Below are 16,535 nucleotides of genomic sequence, written 5' to 3' on the forward strand. Positions count from 1 at the left end.
CCAGAGCGTAAAGCACGCTGTTCAGGGAATTGCCATTATGACTCAACACTCTTTAGAGACCCGTTCTCACCACCAAGCCGAGCTGCACACACCCGACTGTCGGCAACTATTTATGGGGTTTTTCATTCTCGGGCTGACCGGATTTGGCGGCGTGCTGCCAATGGCGAGACACATGCTGGTCGAGAAGCGCCGTTGGCTGAGCGCCGAGCAATTCACCGAGCTGTTAGGGCTGTGCCAGTTCCTGCCCGGCGGCAACATTATTAATTTGTCAGTCGCGCTGGGGATGGAGTTTCGCGGACTGCGCGGCGCGCTGTCGGCCCTGATGGGGCTGATATTGGCGCCCACTATCTGCGTGGTGCTGCTCGGGCTGGTGTATGCCCGCTATCAAAACGACGTGGTGATCGAGCATCTGTTTGCCGGACTGGCGGCCGCGGCGGGTGGCCTGCTGCTCTCCACCGGCATCAAGATGCTGGCGCCGCTGTGGGGCAAATGGTTGCAGCTGGTCGTGGTGGCCGTTGGCGTTATTGCCATTGCTGGATTCCGTATCCCGATGCTGCCCGTAATGCTAGTGCTGGCCCCTATTAGCATTTTCATCTGTGCGAGGAGCAAAGCATGAGCGCGATACTGATTTCACTGGCTTTACTCTTTACCCAGCTTTCGGTTTTGGCCTTCGGCGGTGGCAATACCATTCTGCCGGAGATGCAGCGCGAAGTGGTGCAAGTGCATCATTGGATGAGTGCTCAGGAGTTCAGCGCCCTGTTCGCCTTGGCGCAGGCGGCCCCCGGCCCGAATATGATGATAGTGCCGCTGGTCGGCTGGCAAGTGGCTGGCTGGGCGGGCCTGCTGGTGTCGTCTCTGGCGAAGTTCGGCCCTTCTTCCATCATCACGCTTATCGTAATGGGCGGCTGGAAGCGTTACAAAGACCGGCCATGGCGGCAAATCGTGCAGCGTGGGCTGGTGCCGGTGACTGTCGGCTTGGTAGTCTCCAGCGGCTTGTTGATAGCCAAGGCCACGGCGCCCAATCTGAGCATGGCGGCGGTAATTGCTATCTGCACGCTGCTGGCGGTGAGCAAGCGTTTCCACCCGCTATGGGTGCTGGCGGCAGGCGCGGTGCTCGGGCTGGCGTTGGGCTGACAATCCACTTATTATCGGCGTAACGCGCTGATAATAAGGACAACAGCAATGAATGGCATCGTTGAAACGCATGAAGCAGAGTTTGACCGCATTATTGAGGTCTGGGAAAGCTCAGTCAGGGCCACGCACGATTTTCTGCAAGAGGCGGATATCGCCGCGATGCGCCCGCAAATCCGCCATAACTATTTGCAAGCCGTGAAACTACGGGTGTTTAAAGACGCTGACTCAGTAATTCAGGGGTTTGTCGGGGTATCAGAGGGCAATGTGGAAATGCTATTTGTGGTGCCAGAAGCCCACGGCAAAGGGATTGGTAAAGCCCTGTTGCAGTACGCCGTCAAGCAGATGAATGCCACTAAGCTGGACGTCAATGAGCAGAACCCGCAGGCGCTGGCCTTTTATAAGAAACAAGGGTTTATCGTAGTTTCGCGCTCAAGCCATGATGGTCAGGGCAACCCTTTCCCACTGTTGCATCTGGCGCTAACAACGTGCTAAGGCCACAGTTTGTAACAAGAAACGGGCGCCGATGAGCGCCCGTTTTTATTTCTAGCGTCGACTCATTAAGAGCAGAAGACGCGAGCATCACGCGGCGCGTAAATGCCAAACGTCAGCACGCGCAAGACCACATCAGGGAAGGTTTCCTGAACTTCAACACGCACGACTTTATCCGCACCGCCGCAGACTTTCGCCGCATCAATGGTCTTAGTCTGGCCGATACCGTTCAGGAAGAAGTGGTGCGTAACCTCTTTTTTAGGCTCAGAAGAGATGCCCTGATCCATATTAAACGTCTGCTGTGCACAACCGGTTAGCAGCACGGCAAAAAATGCAGTAAGTAAAACTTTTTTCATTTCATTAATCCCTTAAAATTCCAACATTGTTGCAGGAGGGCAAAATTGCCCTTCCCAGCCCTTAACTGACCTTCAGTTTCATCCATGTGAAACTTGCCAATAAGACTCTGGTGAAAATGTGAAGTTCCGGCTTTTGCCTGTAGGGATCGTGAATGAATTATGTAGCTTTTAAACTTACTGCTTCAACGCCTTTTCCTGCCTGAGTTTAGGTGTGAAAACGGGCGCCTGATGCGCCCGTTTAGCGAGGAAAAATTTCCTATTATGCGCAATAAACGCGCGCTTCACGTGGGGTGTAGATACCAAAGGTCACGATGCTCAGCAGAACGTTAGGGAAAGTTTCCTGAACTTCTACGCGAGAAACTTTATCTGCGCCGCCACAGACTTTCGCCGCATCAACCATTTTATGCTGACCAATACCGCTAACGAAGAAGTGATGCGTGGTCACTTCTTTCGGCTTAGTGGCCACGCCCTGACCCAGGTTGAAAGTCTGTTGAGCACAACCAGACAGCAGCACGGCAAAAGCAGCGGTAAGTAATACTTTTTTCATCAAAAAATCCCTTATTAACCCTAAAAATTAAAATAGAACAACCAAGTACGGAATTCTTATCGGAAATTTAGGGCAAAGGTTTAGGGATATTTGAGTAATTACTTAATTTATTACAAAACACGGGCCAGCAAGAAGCCATCCCAGCCTTTACTGCCGACGGTTTGCAGCGCGGTGGCACTCAAGCGCGGCTCTTCGGCAATCAGGTCGAAGAAGCTTCTAACGCCCTGCACGCGATCGTCGTCGCTGGCGGGATTAACCACTTCGCCGTCGCGCACCACGTTGTCACCGATGATCAATGTACCGGGCCGTGAGAGCTTGAGCGCCCATTGCAGGTAATGAGGATTATTCGGTTTGTCGGCGTCGATGAAAATCATATCGAACGGGCCTGAATCAATTAGCTTCGGTAGAGTGTCCAGCGCCGGGCCTTGGTGCAGTTTGATGCGCGATTGCAAACCCGCCAGTTCTATATTTTGCCGCGCCACCTGTGCATGGTGTTGGTCGGCCTCCAGCGTCACCACCTCCCCGCCCTCCGGCAAAGCGCGGGCCAGCCACACCGTGCTATATGCGCCCAATGTGCCGATCTCCAGAATGCGTTTTGCTCCGACCATTTGAGCAAACAGCGCCAGAAGTTTCCCCTGATTAGGTGCCACGTCGTGTGCGGGCAGCCCGGCTCGCGTATTATTTTGCAAAATCGCGTTCAGCGTATCGTCACTGCCCACCAATTTATCCACGATATAGCTATCAACTTGCTGCCATTTTTCACTCATTAGCTTCTCCGCACATGTTGAATCATTGCCAAAAATTTACTTAACATTTTATTAACAAGCAATATTGACTTAAGCCGTAACCGAACAAAATGAGGCCAATTCCATGATAAATATGAGGATAAAAAACAACCTCATTTTAAATTTTTATTAAAAGTTCCCTTGAAATTGAAAAACAATAATGATAACAATTATCATTAAGTTTAGCATTCACGTAAGTTATGAATAAACACCCACTTTGAGCGGGTGTTTTTGTTGTGGGAATAACTCCCCGCGAATGCCCAGCTTTTAGTTCACATGACGATGTCATGGGCTTTTTACACACACTTTTTTCATAACTCGATATTTCATCTCGATATCTATAGGGACTTTGAATATGTTGTTGGCCTTCCCTCTAAAACGCTCGGTGCTCTTGTGCGCCGTGGCGCTGACGCTTCCTGCTGCCTCATTCGCTGAAGATACCGTTGTTGTGACCGCAGCTCCGCCACAAACTGCCGACACGCCGACTCAGGGTTACAACGCGAAAACCAGTCGTACAGCAACCAAAACCGATCAGCCGATCATCACCACCGGTCAGGCTGTGTCAGTAGTGACTCGTCAGCAGATGGACGACCAGAACGCCACCACCGTTAACGCCGCGCTGAACTATACGCCGGGCGTATTCACCAACTTCGCTGGTGGCGCGACGCGTTATGACACCATCTCTCTGCGCGGTTTCCACGGCGGCGACGTCAACAACACCTTCCTCGACGGCCTGCGTATTCTGAGCGACGGCGGCAGCTACAACTCCATTCAGGTTGACCCTTGGTTCCTTGAGCGCATCGACGTGCTGAAAGGGCCATCTTCTGCCCTCTACGGCCAGAGCATTCCGGGCGGCATCGTGATGGAAACCTCCAAGCGCCCGCAATTCACTGAAGAAGGCCACTTCCGCCTGTCAGGCGGCACGCAAAACACCAAGGGCGGCGCGTTCGATTACACCAACGCCATCAATGACCAGTGGGCTTTCCGCCTGACCGGCATGACTCGCAGCAGCGACACCCAGTACGACCACCAGCGTGAAGAGCGTTATGCGATCTCTCCACAGCTGATGTGGCAACCGGATGAAAACACCTCCCTGTTACTGCGCGCTTATCTGCAAAAAGACCCGTCCGGTGGCTATCACGCCGCCGTGCCAGCCGATGGCAGCCTGTACGGCGATCGCCTGAGCCGTGGCTTCTTCGACGGCGAATCTTCGCTGAACCAGTTCAAACGCTGGGAGCAGATTTACAGCTACGAATTCCGCCACGCGTTTAACGACGTATGGTCATTCCGCCAAAACACCAGCTACACCCACTCCAACACCGAGTTGGATCAGGTTTATCAGGCTGGCTGGAATGCCGATCGCACCTTGATGAATCGCTACTACAGTGGCGAAACCTCCTCTCTGGACAGCGTGGCCGTGGATAACCAGTTGGAAGCGGACTTCGCGACCGGCGAGCTGGAACATAAAGTGGTGGTTGGTTTCGACTACTCCTACTTTATGAATGACCTGAAATCTCTGGGCGCAACGGCCAGCCAATTGAACCCGTACACCGGCTACACCGGTGGTCCAAATCTGGCGTTCTACAGTGATAAAACCGGCAAAAACCGTTATGAGCAGAATGGCACTTACATTCAGGATGATATGGCGTGGAACCAGTGGCACCTGACCCTGTCCGGCCGCTATGACCGTCTGAAAACCAAAACGGCCGCCGTGGACACCATCGGCCTGACCGACGTGACCACTGAGCGTACTGACAGCCACTTCAACAGCCGCGCTTCCCTGCTTTACGCGTTTGAAAATGGCATCTCTCCATACGTCAGCTACAGTCAGGCGATGACCCCTTCTGCTCTGCCGGGTCCAAACAACACCCTGCTGAAACCGATGCAGAGTGAGCAATACGAAGCCGGTATCAAGTACCAGCCGGTCGGCACTTCCGACATGTATACCGCGGCGATTTATGATCTGACGCAGGACGACGTGGGCAACCGCGTGGTGGTCGGCAGCTACTATGAGCCAGCGGGTAAAATCCGTTCACAGGGCCTTGAGCTGGAAGCGAAGAAGCAAGTTACCGATCGCTTTAACGTGATGGCAGGTTACACCTACAACAAAGTGCGCTTTGACGATTCAACCACTAACGACGGCAACACACCTTACGTGACGCCAAAACAGATGGCTTCTATCTGGGGCCAGTACAATACGCCGGTCGGTGTGGATCTGGGCGCGGGCGTGCGTTACATCGGCACTCAGTGGGCGGATAACGAAAACACCGTGCACATGCCGTCTGCCACGCTGGTTGATGCTTCCGTTCGTATGAACCTGGCGCAGTTCAACCCGCAGCTGAAAGGCGCGTACGTGCAGTTGAATGCTAACAACCTGTTCGACAAGAAGTATGTCGCGGCCTGTTACGGCACCAGCTACTGCTATTGGGGTCAGGAGCGCACCGTGGTCGCCACCGTGGGTTACGACTTCTAATTGCTGACTTAAAAGGGAAAACCTTCACACGTTGCCCTTGAGTACAAAAAAACAAAGCCCTGAATTATCAGGGCTTTTTTATTACTACGAATCAGGCCGGATCAGTGATTAATAAGCGACAGCCGGGCCATGATGCGTTTTTTGGCAGCGGCTAAGAGGGCATCCGACTTGGCAATGTCCGGCTCACAGCGCGCCAATGACAGCGTGCCCATCAGCTCGGCGCTCAGCGCCACTGCCGCCGTTTCAGGCTCCTCCACGCCAATATCTCGCAACTGACCGACTACCATGCCACGCAGCCTGCCGATACCTTGGGAGAAGGCGGTGCGGCACGGCGGCGTCATGCGCGGGGCTTCGGTCAGCAGTACCGCCACCGGGCAGCCCTGCGACGGGTTGTCCCGATGCCACGGAGATAGGTAGAAGTCGATATATCCCGCCAACTGTTCGCGCGGGGCCAGATCTTGGTTGTCTCTATCCCAGCGCGCCATGCTTTGGTCAAACATTTGGCCGATGGCGGCCTCAATCAGAGCCTCTTTCGAAGCGAAGTGAGCATAAAATCCGCCATGGGTTAACCCAGCCTGGCTCATCACCCCGGCTACGCTGACCTTTTCCGGACCATTAATGCGAATTGCCTTAGCCGCCTCTTTGAGGATCTGCTCGCGAATTTTCGCCTTATGTTCACTTTCGTAACGCATGATTAACTCCCTGATTGGTGAGACCTCTAGCCCCGATAGTCTACCGCAGCGCGCCGCGACATTCACTCATGCAGGCTAACCTTGGCATCAACGGACAAGCCCGGTCGCAGCGCAGCCAGCCCCTGCTGATCACTATCGAGATGAATGCGCACCGGCACGCGCTGAACGATTTTGGTGAAGTTCCCCGTGCCCGGCTCAAACGGCAACAGCGCGAAGGTGGAACCCGACCCCGGCGCCAGACTGTCCACCACGCCGTGTAATTTCACATCGGGAAGCGCATCGACGCTAACAGATACTTTCTGCCCCGGCTGAATATGCGCGGTTTGCGTCTCTTTAAAGTTCGCCACCACGTACAGATCATTGAGCGGCACCAGCGTCATCAGGCGCTGCCCCGGCGTCACGTAGTCACCAGTTTGCACCTGTCGATTGCCGACCACGCCGTCAATCGCCGCCGTGATGGTGGTATGGCGCTGATCCTGCTGGGCTAAATCTAATGCCGCCTGCGCCTTCTGCAACGCGGCCTGCGCCAGTGCCAGCGATGCCTGAATCTCAGCACGCTGGGCATGAGTCACCTGCGCCTGATTCTGCGCCACGTCCAGCATCGCGCTGGCATGGGCGGCATTCTGCTCGGCGGTCACGGCGGTGGTTTTGAAGCGTTCGGCGTCATTGCGTGAAGTCGCGCCGCTGTTGACCAGCGACTGATAACGCCGCTGCTCGTCTTGGGCGTGTTGCTGCTCGGCGAGGGAAGAACGGATGGCGGTGCGCGCGGCCTGAATTTGCGTTTGCGCCAGCTGCTCCTGCGCCTGCTGGCTGACCAGCGCGGCCTGTTGGGCCTCAACCTGCGCCCTGGCATCGGCCACGTCACCCTCCGCCGCTGCGACGCGCGCGTTGAACTCTTCACTGTCGATCACCACCAGCGGCTGCCCGGCCTTCACCCACTGGTTATGTTTCACCAGCACGTTAGAGATAAAGCCTTTGACCCTCGGCGCGACGGTGGTGGCGTCAGCACTGACGTAAGCGTCGTCGGTTGATTCTGACGACGGCGCGGCCAGTAGCCACGCAGCACCGCCCAATGCCACCGCCAGCGCAATACCGCTCACCACCCAAATGCGCGGCGAACGGCGCGATTTCTCTTTCCCCTGAATGTCCGACGCCCCGTTAACTGTTGCTTCACTCATTTTTCTTCTCACTCATTGCATGATGGTGATCATATTAATATGATGCGCATCATATAAACAAGTTCAAAAAGGTGTTTGATATGTCAGAAGCGACCGCTCCCTCTTCTGCCGCCCCGGCGATCGCCCCTAGCGACCTGCCCACTGCGCGCAAATTTTTAATCTTCAGCGTCATGGCTTTCGGCATGTTTTTGGCTCTGATCGACATTCAGATCGTCGCCGCCTCGCTCAATGACGTACAGGCCGGACTCTCCGCTGGCCCGGATGAAATCAGCTGGGTGCAGACCTCTTATCTGATTGCCGAACTGGTAATGATCCCCTTCTCGGCCTTTTTGACTCAGGCGCTCTCCACTCGCTGGCTCTTCAGCGCCTCGGCGGCGCTGTTTACGCTCAGCAGCATTGGCTGCGGGCTGGCGTGGAATATCGAGTCGATGATTTTCTTTCGCGCGCTGCAAGGCTTTACCGGGGGGGCGATGGTGCCGACGGTGTTCTCCACCGGCTTTGCGCTGTTTAAGGGCAAGCAGCAGGCGCTGATCCCGGCGATTTTAGGCATGGTTAGCGTGCTGGCCCCGACGCTCGGCCCGACCGTCGGCGGCGTAGTCACCGAATGGCTCGACTGGCGCTGGATATTCTTCATCAATATTGTGCCGGGGGTGCTGGTCGCCATTGGCGCGGTGATGTTCATTCATGTCGACCAAGCCGATTTCCCGATGCTCAAACGCATCGACTGGGTGCATCTATTCTCAATGGCAATTGCGCTGGGCTGTCTGGAGTACGTGCTGGAAGAGGGGCCGCGCCAGAACTGGTTTAGCGACCCCGACATTCAAATTTCGGCCTGGTTTTCACTGGTGGCGTTTGTGCTGTTTTTGGAGCGTTCTTTCTATTCGAAAAACCCGATTGTACGCCTGACGCCCTTCCGCGACCCGACCTTTACCTTTGCCTGCGTGTTCAATCTGGTGATTGGTTTCGGTCTGTACGCCTCGACTTACCTGACGCCAGTTTTTCTTGGACGCATTCGTGATTTCAACAGCTTACAGATTGGTACCACCGTGTTTGTAGTGGGGATTGGGCAGTTCTTCAGCACCATTTTGGCCGCAAGGCTCATTGGTAAAGTAGACCGCCGCATACTGATCACCGCCGGGCTGATTGGCTTTTCAACCAGCATGTGGCTGACCTCGCAAGTCACGCCCGAGTGGGGCGCGGATCAGTTCTTATGGCCGCAAATCGTCCGTGGGCTGTTTATCATGCTGTGCATCGTGCCGAGTGTGAATATGGCGCTCACCGCCTTTCAGGGACCGGAGCTGCGCTACGCGTCGGGCTTATTTAACCTGATGCGCAATCTTGGCGGGGCGATTGGCATTGCGACGGTGAATACCTGGTTGCAGGACTGGACCCGCGAACACACCGCGCACTTCGGCGACGTGTTGGGGCGTTATGGTGAAGAGGCGCAGACGGTGATCGGCGGACTGGCGACGCGCATTGGGCAACTGACGCCGGATTCGGCTCATGCCTTGCTGATGGCGAAAAACCTGTTTGGCATCAAGGTCGCCAATGAAGCCTTCACGCTGGCTTTCAATGATGTCTTTATGCTGATGGCGTGGATGTTTTTGGCGGCTTTATTGATGGTGCCGTTTTGTCGGAAATAACGGTTTAGTGTCATGAAATGTAAAACGTCTGTGATCCTACTTCCAAAAAATGCGATTGTTTAGGGAACTTTTCCGACATCCTGTAAAAGCTTTGGCCTGTTTGAAATAAATCCTTATAATTGGCGGCCCAGAAATGTGATTGGTTACACATAAAGATTCTCGTTCAGGTCAAGTGTGTACCTACAATAGTCATCCGGTTGTTTCTGTTAACACCGGGGGAACACTTCGACAACAACTGCCTGTGTGGCATTAAGAACCAACGACAAATATGAAAATGAGCATTCGCGCTATCCTTACTATGGTTTTGGCAGTTGCTGCGTACAGCCAGTCAGCTTCGGCCGTGGTGTACCCTCTTCCTGCCAATGGCGGGCGGTTAGTCGGGGAAAACATCACCGTTACCGTTCCAGAAAACAGCAAATTACCTCTTGAGAGTTTTGCCGCACAGTATCAAATGGGCCTGAGCAACATGCTCGAAGCCAACCCTGGCGTGGACCCGTTCTTGCCAACGCCGGGCACCGTGTTGACTATTCCACAGCAGCTGATCCTGCCAGATACCCCGCATGAAGGTATCGTGGTAAACAGTGCTGAAATGCGTCTTTACTACTATCCGAAGGGCAGCAACACCGTGGTGGTATTGCCAATCGGTATCGGTGAATTAGGCAAAGACACCCCACTGAACTGGACAACCACCATCCAGCGTAAGAAAGCCGGTCCGACTTGGACACCAACGGCGAAAATGCACGAAGAGTACGCGTCTCGCGGTGAATATCTGCCAGCCGTCTTCCCAGCAGGTCCGGACAACCCAATGGGTCTGTACGCGCTGTACGTTGGCCGCCTGTATGCGATTCACGGGACTAATGCCAACTTCGGTATCGGCCTGCGCGTGAGCCACGGCTGTGTGCGTCTGCGCGATGCTGACATCAAATGGCTGTTCGACAATGTGCCGCAGGACACTCGCGTTCAGTTCATCAATGAGCCGTTGAAAGCCACCGTTGAACCAAACGGTAAGCGTTACATTGAGATCCACAACCCGCTGTCTGCTAACCAGGAAGAGTTTGACTCGCAAGAGCCACTGCCTGTTTCTCTGACTGGCAAAGTGGGCGCCGTTGCCATGGACCCAAGCGTTAACCAGAACATCGTACAACGCGCTATCGAGCTGCGTTCAGGTATGCCAACTCAGGTTAACTAAGTTTGATTGCAGACTGACTTGAAGCCCCTCCATGAGGGGCTTTTTTATTTTCCTCGCTAAAAATCCTTCATGTCATAAAAGCGTCACGCCGCTGACTTATGCTCCCGTGTAACAAAGTACGACAAACTGTATCTCTTGTTTTCTGGTCTTCATTACACGGAGTTTTGTTATGCACCTGCCTCTCTCTTTTGTTGCTCGTTCTGTGGTTACCGCCCTGCTTCTGACTTCTGCCAGCAGCGCCATCGCCGATGATGCCCTGACTTCACGCGCTGCGAAAGGCGATATCACCGAACAAGGCGGCGCGCGCCGTCTGACCGGCGATCAGACCGAAGCCCTGAAAGCGTCATTGACCAATAAGACGGTGAAAAACGTCATCCTGCTGATTGGTGATGGTATGGGCGATTCAGAAATCACCTCGGCGCGTAACTATGCCGAAGGCGCGGGCGGCTACTTTAAGGGCATCGATGCCCTGCCGTTAACGGGCCAATACACTCACTACTCTTTGGATAAGAAGAGCCACAAACCCGACTATGTGACGGACTCCGCGGCCTCTGCCACGGCATGGTCTAGCGGCGTGAAGACCTATAACGGCGCGCTGGGTGTGGATGTGAATGGCAAAGATCACGTAACGATTTTGGAACTGGCGAAAGCCGCGGGTAAAGCCACCGGCAACGTCTCCACAGCCGAATTGCAAGATGCGACGCCTGCCGCGCAAATCTCCCACGTCACCTCCCGTAAGTGCTACGGCCCGGAAGAAACCAGTGAGAAATGCCCGACTAATGCGCTGGAAAACGGCGGCAAAGGTTCAATCACCGAGCAGCTGATCAAAGCACGGGCTGACGTGACCCTGGGCGGCGGCGCGAAATCATTCAATCAGTTAGCCAAAAGCGGTGATTTCGCGGGGAAATCCCTGAAGGATCAGGCGACCGCACAGGGCTATCAGTGGGTGGAAAACGCCGATGAGCTGGCAAAAATCACCCTCGCCGACCAGCAAAAACCGCTGCTAGGCCTGTTCTCGCCGGGCAATATGCCCGTGCGCTGGAATGGCCCGAAAGCCAGCTATCACGGCAATATCGACAAGCCGGCCGTCACCTGCGAAGCCAATCCACAGCGCACCAGCGACATTCCAACGCTTGCCGCAATGACCGAGAAAGCCATCGATCTGCTGAAAACGCAGGAGAAAGGCTTCTTCCTGCAAGTGGAAGGGGCGTCCATCGATAAACAAGACCACGCGGCAAACCCGTGCGGCCAGTTTGGCGAAACCGTTGATTTGGACGAAGCCGTGCAGAAAGCGCTGGAATTTGCTCGTAAAGACGGCAACACGCTGGTTATTGTGACCGCCGACCACGCGCACTCCAGCCAGATTGTGGAGAAAGATGCCAAAGCGCCGGGGCTGACGCAGACCCTGACCACCAAAGACGGTGCGCCAATGACCATCAGCTACGGCAACTCGGAAGAGGATTCACAAGGCCATACCGGCACTCAGCTGCGCGTCGCGGCCTACGGCCCGTTTGCGGCCAACGTGGTGGGACTGACAGATCAAACTGACCTGTTCTTCACCATGAAAGAGGCCATGGCGATTAAATAAGTCATTATGCCGCAAGACGTAAATCAGTCCCTCAATAAATAAGCAAAAGGCCGGAAAGTGCAGACTTTCCGGCCTTTGTTTTCCAACCTGAATCACTCGTAAGTGATGGTGAAATTAGCGACAGCGTTAGCATCCCCCGGGGTGATTTTGTCCCCAATCTGCATATAAGCAGCCGTTAACGGGATACTAAAATTCCCTTGTTCGGTGGCCTGAGCAACAAACAGCGTTCGCTCGAACTCGATGGGCGCGCTGTGCAGTTTAAGCTGAATACCGACCCCCTGCGCGCCGCCACTGGCTAAATCAATAATGCCTTTGCCCTGCGATGAGGTCGCGGCAAGGCTGATATGCACTTTGGCGTTGCTGTTGCATTGTAGAGGGATCTGGATATTCACCGGGGTCAGGGTAGAGCCTTTACCGTGGAAATCACTCACCTTTGCCTCTCCCATTTGCACCGGGATCCTGCTTGACCCGGTCACTTCGCACGATGCTTGCGTGATATTACCGGAGGATAAATTGTAGGTTAGCGCCGGCTCATTACTGTTGTTGATAGCGATGGAAAACAGCGGCCCGAGGGCCAGCGTACCCGGCGTAATAACCCCTGTTTTCATTAAAATAATCTCTATCTCGGGGTTATAACGAATGGCCCCGTCGCTATCCAACGTGGTCTCCCAGCGATAGCCGCCCGTTCGTACATACTCCCCACGAACTTTGACTTTAATACCCACGCCCTCGACGCCGCTGGCGTAGATCTGATTACCATCCAGCGAACGGTAGCTGGTCTGATTCACTGAGCCACTCTCGTTGAAAGTGCCGGTAGAACAGACGCCGCTGATAGGCGTGATGTCTGCGGGGAGGACTTTGCGAGTGATCTCAGCCCCAACGGCTAAATCGCGCTGTACCGTGATACTTCCCATTTGAAAGGTGCGGTTTGCCACGCTCCCCAGAGGAGCGCAGTCGGCCAGCGCCTGCGTTGCCCCCCCTAGTGCCGCTAATAGCACCAAGCTCAAGCTGATTTTCCGTTTATTCATGATGCATGCTCTCCTGCTGCGCCCTAACGGCACTGCGCCTTAATGTTTTTAATCAGCGCAGCGGGGTCAGTGACATTGCTTTTCTCCAGCGTGTAACTACCGTGGCACTGTTCGTCACTGCCGTTGCCCCATTTAGCAAAGATTTTGCCCTTTTCCGGCAAACCGGTGAGATAGACTTCGCCGTGATCGCTGACGATGCCGGTAATGGTTCGGCTGTCATCGACCAAGCTCACCGTGGCTCCAAAAGGGACTGGCTTGCCTTGGAACAACAGCTGTATTAAGGCGCGCTGCCCAATGCGGGTATCGAAATTGGCCCGCACCACCGCGCCACGCGTAGGGATCACCGTCACCTTGCTGCTGTCCATGTCGACATCGTCGCCGAAGCTTTCGGTATCCAGTGCCACTGTATTTTTACGGTACGCCTGAGCATAAGGAACGACCGCGTAACCGCGCCAGTCGGTATGCACCCCGGCGTTGTTTTGTACGCCAACGCCACCGGCGCCCGGCGCTTTAACCAGTGCGATGGTTTCCCCCAATGGCTGAGAGAGGGTCACGCCGTTTTGATGCACCACCAATCCGCCGCTTATGCCATAGTTCCATTGGCGCGTGCTCTTGTCGTAGCTATAACCGAGAACGCCTTCGCCAGCGCCGCCCTTATAATCCAGATTGGCGTTACCTGAACCACCGGCGCCCTGACTTTCATAACCCTGTTGTACGGAGTAATTTAAGTTTCTGTCTTCAAGCAGCGTGCCGTTAAGTCCCGCCATCTGCGTCACCGGGCCGTGACGCTTGCTGGTCATGTTGTAGCTCGCCATGGTTCCCGAGGTACCGAGGAATCTGTCGAGCGGAACCGACATGTTGAAGGCAAAGACCTGATCGGCCTCCGCCATACCAGGATTGACAGAGTAGTTGTAGTTGAAGCCCAAGCTCATACCGAAAAGGCTGGTGTTAAACCCCATCTGCATCAGCTTCTCCTGCCCGCCCCCGCCCCAGTAATCCTGCTTGCTACCGCTTAGATAAACGGAGCCATAATCACCAAGTGACTGATTGATCGACAGCTGAAATTTGCTGCGCTGATTATGGGCGCGATCGTAATTATCAAAATCATTGCCGCTGTCTTGCTGGTAGTCTTGTACATCGCTAAAGGCGTAATAGCCTGCGGTGGAATAACGATAACCCGCCACTTGCAGCGTGGTATTCGTAGGTTCAATGTTTTTTGCGTACATCGCCCGATAGGACTGCCCTTTCTTGGTGCCCATCGAATCGTTATTTTTGAAGATACTGGTCGCCTGAGTGCCGTCAAAAGACACCGCGCCCAATGAACCGAGATCAAAACCTAACCCCGCCGTTGCCGCCCGATAGTTATCTGCATATTGAACACCGCCATAGACCGTTGTTCGGGCCGTCAGCCCATAGCTATTTGAAACTTGGATAAAATTGGGCGTCTCGGTATTGCTGTTCCCACTGCGATACTTACCAGCAGCCAAATTATATTTAAGCCGACCTTCACGTTGTAAAATAGGCAGCGTGTTGCTCGCTACGTTAAATTTCGTCACCGAGCCGTCAGATTCGGTGATAGTCACTTCCATATCGCCGCCGTTATTCGACGGATAGAGATCGGTAATAGCAAATGGTCCAGGCGAGACGTTAGTTTGGTAAATCTCGTAGCCATTCTGTTTGATAGTGACCTGAGCGTTAGATTTGGCGATCCCGCGAACGGTCGGCGCAAATTCGCCCATGGAATCAGGCAGCATTTGGTCGTCAGAGGCTAATTGCCCGCCGGTGAACTGAACGCTATCAAACACGTCTGCCGGGGTGGAATATTGCCCTAGCGTCAACTGCCCGCCCTGTAAAAACTGCACATTGCGCTGCACAAAGGTGTTGATCGACTGGTACTGACGGGTATGAGTATCCACGCCACCCTTAGTGCCGTCTGTAGATTGGTCACTGTAGGTCGAATAGTTACGCAGCCGCCACGCGCCTAAATTCAGGCCACTGCGCAGATTAAGAAAGTTACTTTTAGACTGGCCGCCGTCGTCCTGCCGCGTGGTGGACCCGGTGTAACCGTAATTCAAGGTCAACGCTGGGATACCGTCATCCCAGCGTTTTGGGTCGACCGAGTTGCGAGGATGCAGATGTACGCCAATCTGGGGCACGGTAATATCATAGCGAAGGCGACTCAAATCGAGATTTTCAGTCGCATCCGGTATAAAGGTGTTTAAGGGTTTGCCCAGCGCCGCGTTGGGCGCTGCGGCTTTCAACTGGGGGAAAACGTCAACTTTCACACCATAATCTGCAAGCTCATCCGGCGTGATCACACCATAAAGTTTACCCGGCGCGTCCGGTAAGCTCACAAACTCCACGCTTCGCGAATCAACCTGCTGATTATTCAGATAAATATCAACTTTATAAGTACCGGGCATCTGCCCGCCTTTTTCTGCAAAATAATCTAAATTGACATTTTCCAGTCCCCCGCCCGCCCCTATCGTCTTGAGCATGTCGAGGTTAAAAGTATCAGCCGAATAAGTTAACCCTGGTAAAGAGAGTAATATAAAAAATGAAAGTGGCTTTAATATAAAAGAGTAAGGAAAGTCACCGATTTTTATTTGAGTATGTTGTACTCTGCATACTCTCTGCCTAACAGGATAAATATCCACCTGCCTACCCGTGTTATTTTCCATAATCTTTAGCCAACTTCCCTCTTAAAAATCAATGCGACATATCTGGTTAAAAGTTAAAAATTGGCAGTAAACCTTTCACTTAAACCGCCAAAGTCATTAATCGCCTGCCAGCCCACTTTATTCCCTGCTGGTGCATTCTCGATTTTTATTGAGGATTTTGGTGCTATCATATAACCATCGTTAATCTCCTTATCATTTATGGAGATCTTGGCGAGATTCACAAAGTAAGGTGTAGGGTTACTGACGCTTAAACTATTACCCGAGCGAGAAAACTTAACTTGCTGGTAAGATTTCTCGACTTCGGCCCGATTATTAAGCTCCACGGGACGATAGAAAAGTTTAATTCGGGTATTAATGGAGAACTGCAATGTGTTTTTTTCTTTAGACGCAGGAGGTATAGCTAAGGTGTTCACCCAATAAACAGACTCTCTATCCTGCGGTAGGGCCGAACTGGTTTGAGTGATACGTAGTGCATTTTCCTGTCCTGGCTCAATACGGAATAATGGCGGCGTGATAATAAACGGCACATTCTCATTTTCTTTATCACTGCTTACCCAAGAGCGAATAAGGTATACATTGGAGTCTTCAGTATTTCTCACTGATAACGGTGTTTCTTTCATATTGCTGGTATAAATAACGCGGGTGGCACCCACGGAGAAGCCTGCAAAGGCGGGCGCGGTAAGGCAAAGCGCAAGCGCGCCGCAGCAAAGGGCTGTTAAACGATTCATAATGACCTCTATAAGAAGAAAGGC

At 53.6% G+C, this 16,535-nt stretch carries 15 protein-coding genes; 7 read left to right on the top strand and 8 right to left on the bottom strand.

The window, feature by feature from the left end; translation table 11 throughout:
• The first annotated feature begins 37 nt into the window (after window positions 1–37).
• From SBO83_RS18895 to SBO83_RS18905, 3 genes are read left to right on the top strand one after another with little or no spacing between them, the layout of a single operon-like run.
• The gene (locus tag SBO83_RS18895) at window positions 38–616 is read left to right on the top strand and encodes a chromate transporter (protein ID WP_396132564.1); all 579 of its coding nucleotides are present in this window, start codon (window positions 38–40) and stop codon (window positions 614–616) included.
• Window positions 613–1,134 carry a chromate transporter gene (locus tag SBO83_RS18900; protein WP_396132565.1) on the top strand — a complete coding sequence of 174 codons (522 nt, stop codon included), beginning with the start codon at window positions 613–615 and terminating at the stop codon, window positions 1,132–1,134. The genes SBO83_RS18895 and SBO83_RS18900 overlap by 4 nt, the downstream gene beginning before the upstream one ends.
• Window positions 1,135–1,182: 48 nt before the next feature.
• Complete coding sequence (locus SBO83_RS18905) at window positions 1,183–1,626, top strand: GNAT family N-acetyltransferase (RefSeq protein ID WP_396132566.1); 444 nt, start codon at window positions 1,183–1,185, stop codon at window positions 1,624–1,626.
• A 65-nt stretch (window positions 1,627–1,691) separates the two neighbouring features.
• Here the strand turns inward: SBO83_RS18905 and SBO83_RS18910 are convergent, their stop codons facing one another.
• The 3 genes from SBO83_RS18910 to SBO83_RS18920 form a co-directional block, all read right to left on the bottom strand.
• Window positions 1,692–1,979: a Bor family protein gene (locus tag SBO83_RS18910; protein WP_185688001.1), complete on the bottom strand. Its 288-nt coding sequence runs from the start codon at window positions 1,977–1,979 to the stop codon at window positions 1,692–1,694.
• Window positions 1,980–2,238: 259 nt separating this feature from the next.
• Complete coding sequence (locus SBO83_RS18915) at window positions 2,239–2,526, bottom strand: Bor family protein (RefSeq protein ID WP_034789579.1); 288 nt, start codon at window positions 2,524–2,526, stop codon at window positions 2,239–2,241.
• 110 nt (window positions 2,527–2,636) lie between these two features.
• Window positions 2,637–3,293, bottom strand: a complete 657-nt coding sequence (locus SBO83_RS18920; protein ID WP_396132567.1) for a class I SAM-dependent methyltransferase — start codon at window positions 3,291–3,293, stop codon at window positions 2,637–2,639.
• Between the two features lie 373 nt (window positions 3,294–3,666).
• Here SBO83_RS18920 and SBO83_RS18925 point away from each other — a divergent pair, with 373 nt between their 5' ends.
• On the top strand, window positions 3,667–5,784 hold the full coding sequence (locus SBO83_RS18925; RefSeq protein WP_353501717.1) for a TonB-dependent siderophore receptor: 2,118 nt from the start codon (window positions 3,667–3,669) through the stop codon (window positions 5,782–5,784).
• Between the two features lie 101 nt (window positions 5,785–5,885).
• On the opposite strand, the gene SBO83_RS18930 is transcribed toward SBO83_RS18925, so the two are convergent.
• Both SBO83_RS18930 and SBO83_RS18935 read right to left on the bottom strand, forming a co-directional pair.
• Window positions 5,886–6,476: a TetR family transcriptional regulator gene (locus SBO83_RS18930; protein ID WP_396132568.1), complete on the bottom strand. Its 591-nt coding sequence runs from the start codon at window positions 6,474–6,476 to the stop codon at window positions 5,886–5,888.
• Window positions 6,477–6,538: 62 nt separating this feature from the next.
• Entirely contained in the window at window positions 6,539–7,654 is a 1,116-nt protein-coding gene (locus tag SBO83_RS18935) for an efflux RND transporter periplasmic adaptor subunit (RefSeq protein WP_396132569.1), read from the bottom strand.
• 80 nt (window positions 7,655–7,734) lie between these two features.
• On the opposite strand from SBO83_RS18935, the gene SBO83_RS18940 reads away from it, so the two are divergent.
• The 3 genes from SBO83_RS18940 to phoA all read left to right on the top strand — a co-directional run bounded on the left by SBO83_RS18940 (window position 7,735) and on the right by phoA (window position 12,074).
• Window positions 7,735–9,297, top strand: coding sequence for a DHA2 family efflux MFS transporter permease subunit (locus SBO83_RS18940; protein ID WP_396132570.1), 1,563 nt, complete (start codon window positions 7,735–7,737; stop codon window positions 9,295–9,297).
• Between the two features lie 268 nt (window positions 9,298–9,565).
• Window positions 9,566–10,486, top strand: coding sequence for a L,D-transpeptidase family protein (locus SBO83_RS18945; RefSeq protein WP_353501713.1), 921 nt, complete (start codon window positions 9,566–9,568; stop codon window positions 10,484–10,486).
• A 169-nt stretch (window positions 10,487–10,655) separates the two neighbouring features.
• Entirely contained in the window at window positions 10,656–12,074 is a 1,419-nt protein-coding gene (gene phoA, locus SBO83_RS18950; protein ID WP_396132571.1) for an alkaline phosphatase, read from the top strand.
• A gap of 92 nt (window positions 12,075–12,166) precedes the next feature.
• Here phoA and SBO83_RS18955 read toward each other — a convergent pair whose 3' ends face one another.
• The 3 genes from SBO83_RS18955 to SBO83_RS18965 are packed head-to-tail and all read right to left on the bottom strand — an operon-like array spanning window position 12,167 to window position 16,511.
• On the bottom strand, window positions 12,167–13,102 hold the full coding sequence (locus SBO83_RS18955) for a fimbrial protein (RefSeq protein ID WP_396132572.1): 936 nt from the start codon (window positions 13,100–13,102) through the stop codon (window positions 12,167–12,169).
• A gap of 23 nt (window positions 13,103–13,125) precedes the next feature.
• A complete protein-coding gene (locus tag SBO83_RS18960; RefSeq protein ID WP_449536236.1) occupies window positions 13,126–15,783 on the bottom strand; it encodes a fimbria/pilus outer membrane usher protein in 2,658 nt (885 codons plus the stop codon).
• A 53-nt stretch (window positions 15,784–15,836) separates the two neighbouring features.
• A complete protein-coding gene (locus tag SBO83_RS18965) occupies window positions 15,837–16,511 on the bottom strand; it encodes a fimbrial biogenesis chaperone (protein ID WP_185688011.1) in 675 nt (224 codons plus the stop codon).
• Between the last annotated feature and the right edge of the window lie 24 nt (window positions 16,512–16,535).

The sequence above is a fragment of the Ewingella allii genome, from assembly GCF_044430645.1.
Lineage (GTDB): Bacteria > Pseudomonadota > Gammaproteobacteria > Enterobacterales > Enterobacteriaceae > Ewingella > Ewingella allii.